This is a genomic window from Brunnivagina elsteri CCALA 953, assembly GCF_002289455.1.
Taxonomy (GTDB): Bacteria; Cyanobacteriota; Cyanobacteriia; order Cyanobacteriales; family Nostocaceae; genus Brunnivagina; species Brunnivagina elsteri.
The window spans coordinates 1-4,404 of record NZ_NTFS01000486.1; the positions used below are offsets into that span (position 1 = coordinate 1).

Consider the following 4,404-nt stretch of genomic DNA (forward strand, 5'->3'; position numbering starts at 1 on the left):
TCCTCGCTAGCGGGGCAGGGGGTGGGGTTCTTTTATTTCGATTCAAAATCGTGAATATCGCTTTGGGATTAGATTTTATTAAGTTCCCAGTCTTCGTAAATTCGCGATCGAGCTTACGTACTTAAAGTATTGCTCAAGAAAAAAACATAAATAATTACCAGAAAATCCGGAAGCAAAATAGCTAAAAGACTAGTTATAGTAGCGAATAAACTCTTTTTATTTTGAGTTTGTCAAGCAAGTTAGACCAAAAGTCTAACTTTTACAAATATATTTTAAAATTTTAAAGTCAGGAATCTACCATCTGTGCTATGTACACGCAAAACATCCCCAAACTTCTCCAAATTTTTTTGGAACATACACCTGTCGCTGTTGCCATGTTCGATCGGGAGATGGGTTATATAGCAGCTAGTCGCAAATGGTTGACTAACTACGATCGCAATCATTCCCAAGTTCTCCCATATCTGACTTTAGAGTGGAAAGATATTCACGATCGCTGTTTGACAGGTGTGACGGAGAAATGCGACGCACAAAAGCTAGTTAAACTTGATGGTACGGTTGATTGGTTAAAATGGGAATGTTGTCCTTGGTATGGAATGGATGGTGAAATTGGTGGCACGATTTTTTATACAGAGGTAATTACCAGTATTAAAGATACTGAAGATGTATTACAACAAGTAAAAGAAGAGCTAAGGCAATATCAAGAAAAACTCGAAGACTACAAAAAAACTGAAGAAGAACGACAAAATTTTGTTTCCTTAGTCGAAAATAGTTCAGACTTCATTGCGATCGCGACATTAGATGGTAGAGGGTGGTATGTAAATGAGGCTGGTTTAGATTTGGTGGGATTTACAGGGATAGATGAATTTCTCAGCACCACAATCGAAGATTATCATACACCAAAAGACTGGGAATATTTTCAGCGAGTTATTGCACCAACTGTAATGGAAAAAGGGTGTTGGCAAGGAGAATTAAGCTTCCGACATTTTAGGACAGGAGAACTAATTCCAATTGAGTACAATATATTTATTGTTAAAGACAAAAACACTGGTCAAGCAACAAACTTAGCTACCGTTACCAGAGATATTAGAGAACGTAAGCGAGCAGAAGAAGCTTTACGTTTGTCGGAAGCAAAATTTCGCGAACTTGCACGTCGTGAGCAACTAATCAACGTTTTAGCTAGCCAAATCCGCGAATCACTTGACCTTGACCAAGTATTAGAAACTGCCATACTGGAAATTCGAGATTTATTAAAAATAGATCGTTGCAGCTTCTCTTGGTTCAAAACTGATACCGAACCACCTGTTTGGGAAACCCTCAAAGAATCAAGACATTCAAAACTACCCAGTTTATTAGGGTGTCATCCTGCTGATAAAATTGGACCAGTCACCCAAATGTTTTTAAATCAGGAAATTCTCAAAATTGATGATGTGGAACAATTCCATGAACCTATACACAAAAGTTTCTTAAAGCGTTTAGGGATTAAATCAGAAATAGTTTTACCAATCAAAACTCGTTCGGGTCAAATTGGTGTCATAGTTTGTGGACATTGGCAAGAAACTCGTCCTTGGACTCAAGATGAAATAGAATTACTGCAAGCAGTTGTAGATCAACTTGCGATCGCGATTAATCAAGCAGAACTCTACGCTCATAGTCAACAAGCTATACTCACTGCCACACAACAAACCCAAAAAATCGAACTCACATTAACAGAACTTAAGCGTACTCAAACTCAACTTGTACAGAGTGAAAAAATGTCTAGTTTAGGGCAACTTGTAGCTGGTGTTGCCCACGAAATCAATAATCCCGTTAACTTTATCTATGGTAACTTAACGTATACAAGCCAATATAGTGAAGATTTACTAAACCTAGTTCAACTCTATCAGCAAACATATCCTCAGCCAGAAAAAACAATTCAACAAAAAATAGATGCCATTGATTTAGATTTTCTCACTTCGGACTTGCCGAAAATTATATGTTCAATGAAAGTCGGTTCCGAGAGAATTCGAGAAATAGTCCAATCATTGCGAACCTTCTCCCGACTTGATGAAGCTGAGATGAAAAAAGTTGATATTCATCAAGGAATTGAAAGCACCTTGATGATTTTGCAACACCGTCTCAAACCTAAACCGCACTATCCAACAATTGAAATTATCCGCAACTATACAAGCTTACCCCAAGTGATATGCTACGCTGGACAACTCAATCAAGTATTTATGAATTTACTTGCCAATGCCATTGATGCTTTAGAAGATGGCATCGACAAAGGTAAGGTTTCAAATCCCACTATCGAGATTGCAACTCAAATTTTGGAGAATAATCGCATTTCCATAAGCATTACTGATAATGGTATTGGCATCGAACCAGAAATAAGAAAACGCTTATTTGACCCATTTTTCACTACAAAACCTGTTGGAGTCGGTACGGGTTTAGGACTTTCTATTAGCTATCAAATAGTAGTTGATAGACATGGTGGAGAACTGCACTGTAATAGTGAATTAGGTAAAGGTACTGAGTTTGCGATCGAGATTCCCATGTCTCAGGTTGAAGATATAAAATGATTACGAGTTCAGTCTTATAACTCAATATATGGCAGCAAATAGGTATATCGCACAACCAAAATACTCAAGAAAGCGGGTTTTTCCCTAATGAAAAATCTCCATTTACTACGACAAACCGAAAAACCCGCTTTCTCTCACCACGGAAAAACTCTAAATACCTTTGTTTCTTTAGTCATTCGCATAACTAAAATACTCAAGAAAGCGGGTTTTTCCCTCATGAAAAATCTCCAGTTACTACGAAAAACCGAAAACCCGCTTTCTCCCACCACGGGAAAACTCCAAATACCTTTGTTTCTTGAGTTATTCGCAAAAGGGAGAAACCCGGTTTCCATTGGTGATGTATCATAAATAGTCATGTTGATTTTGAGTATTCCGGGTTTCTTCATCAATGAGATGTTCAAACAATACAAAATATAAAGAGAATATCTACAGAATTTTTATAATTCATCCACTTTATTTAGCATTTATTCACACTTCCAGGCAACAGTAACTTCAGGTATAAATGCCAATCATTTTTTAAATTGTTTTTATATAATCAATATGTAATCAATACATTATTTGCATTTTATAGGCGATAATATCAGTATATTTACACAAGGGACACCGATTAAATACAACTGATACAGAAAATATAATATTCTGGATTTTTACTGCTGCCAAAAGTAATTCTAAGCTCTACATTAGATTTATTGTCGCACTACCTTCTACTAGAAATGACTAGCTCAATTCACAGATTTTACAAGTAGTAAATCAGAGTTTTCTAGTTTTTGTAAAAATGAATTGATGCAACAAGTGTTTGAGATTGATACACTCTTAACCTTGATGCTGCTGAATTATCAGGTTGCACTACCAGATTGAGTACAGAAAATTTAAGCACAGCTAAAATAGCTCTCCAAGCTTAACTACTGTATATTTCCTTGATAATTATTAGCACTAAAGGTAAATTTTACATGCAAGAAATATTAGAACTTGTTAAATTTAAAAAGCAAGAATTTGCTCAGTTGCCCTTGTTTGAATTTATGCAGGATAAAAGTATAGCTCCAAGGCAAAGACTCAGTTTCGCACCCTGTATGGCTCACTTTATCATGAGTTTTAGCGATATTAATAAGTATGTATTGAGAAACGACCAAATATCTAATCCTATTCAAGAAATGGTAAACCAATATACATACGAAGATGATAATCATTGGCCTTGGTTTATTGCTGATATTGAGAAATTAGGTTTTAATAGTCCATTGAGTTTTAGTGATACTTTAAAATTTATTTGGGGAGAAGATACTAAGATTACTCGTCAAATCGCATATCAAGTAATTGGGTATGCTTTAGAAGCTGAACCTAACATCAAAATATTGATAATTCAAGCATTAGAAGCAACAGCAGATGTCTTTTTTTCCAAATCTACAGAAGTAATTTCAGAATTACAAATAATTACTAAGCAAGAGTACTGTTTCTTCGGTGATTTACATTTACATGAAGAAACTGGACATACTATGAGTAACTCCAATTCTGAAAAGCTTCTTGCAGAAATTGAGTTAACAGAATCACAACGTCAAGAAGCGATAAATGCAGTCGAAAAAATATTCAATATTTTCTCAGAATGGACTTATGAGCTATTGACTTATGCACATAATCATCCTGTCAAGCTTGTGCAATCTGAATTAGAAAAGCCTCAATCACAACTGGCAATTTGCAGGTAATAAATTAGCAAAAATTCACTTTTTTAATTCAATTCTATTCAGGTAGAGACGCAATTAATCATGCTTCTACCTGAATTATTTTTGTGTGGATGAAAATTTTAGATAAAGTTTTACCAAGAATAAATCCATTCAATTGTCTTGCGATATAC

General features: G+C 35.4%; 3 protein-coding genes. All 3 read left to right on the forward strand.

Translation table 11 applies throughout. The features are described from left to right. The first annotated feature begins 308 nt into the window (after positions 1-308). The 3 genes from CK510_RS26910 to CK510_RS26920 all read left to right on the forward strand — a co-directional run bounded on the left by CK510_RS26910 (position 309) and on the right by CK510_RS26920 (position 4,255). Entirely contained in the window at positions 309-2,558 is a 2,250-nt protein-coding gene (locus CK510_RS26910) for a GAF domain-containing sensor histidine kinase (RefSeq protein WP_095724584.1), read from the forward strand. Between the two features lie 87 nt (positions 2,559-2,645). Next, positions 2,646-2,906, forward strand: a complete 261-nt coding sequence (locus tag CK510_RS26915) for a hypothetical protein (protein ID WP_095724585.1) — start codon at positions 2,646-2,648, stop codon at positions 2,904-2,906. A gap of 602 nt (positions 2,907-3,508) precedes the next feature. After that, entirely contained in the window at positions 3,509-4,255 is a 747-nt protein-coding gene (locus tag CK510_RS26920) for a hypothetical protein (RefSeq protein ID WP_095724586.1), read from the forward strand. Positions 4,256-4,404 lie beyond the last annotated feature (149 nt).

What these genes read in the sequence shown, in the direction of transcription:
- CK510_RS26910 (WP_095724584.1), top strand. Translation starts at nt 309, where the DNA reads ATGTACACGCAAAACATCCCCAAACTTCTCCAAATTTTTTTGGAACAT.
- CK510_RS26920 (WP_095724586.1), top strand. Translation starts at nt 3,509, where the DNA reads ATGCAAGAAATATTAGAACTTGTTAAATTTAAAAAGCAAGAATTTGCT.
- CK510_RS26915 (WP_095724585.1), top strand. Translation starts at nt 2,646, where the DNA reads ATGAAAAATCTCCATTTACTACGACAAACCGAAAAACCCGCTTTCTCT.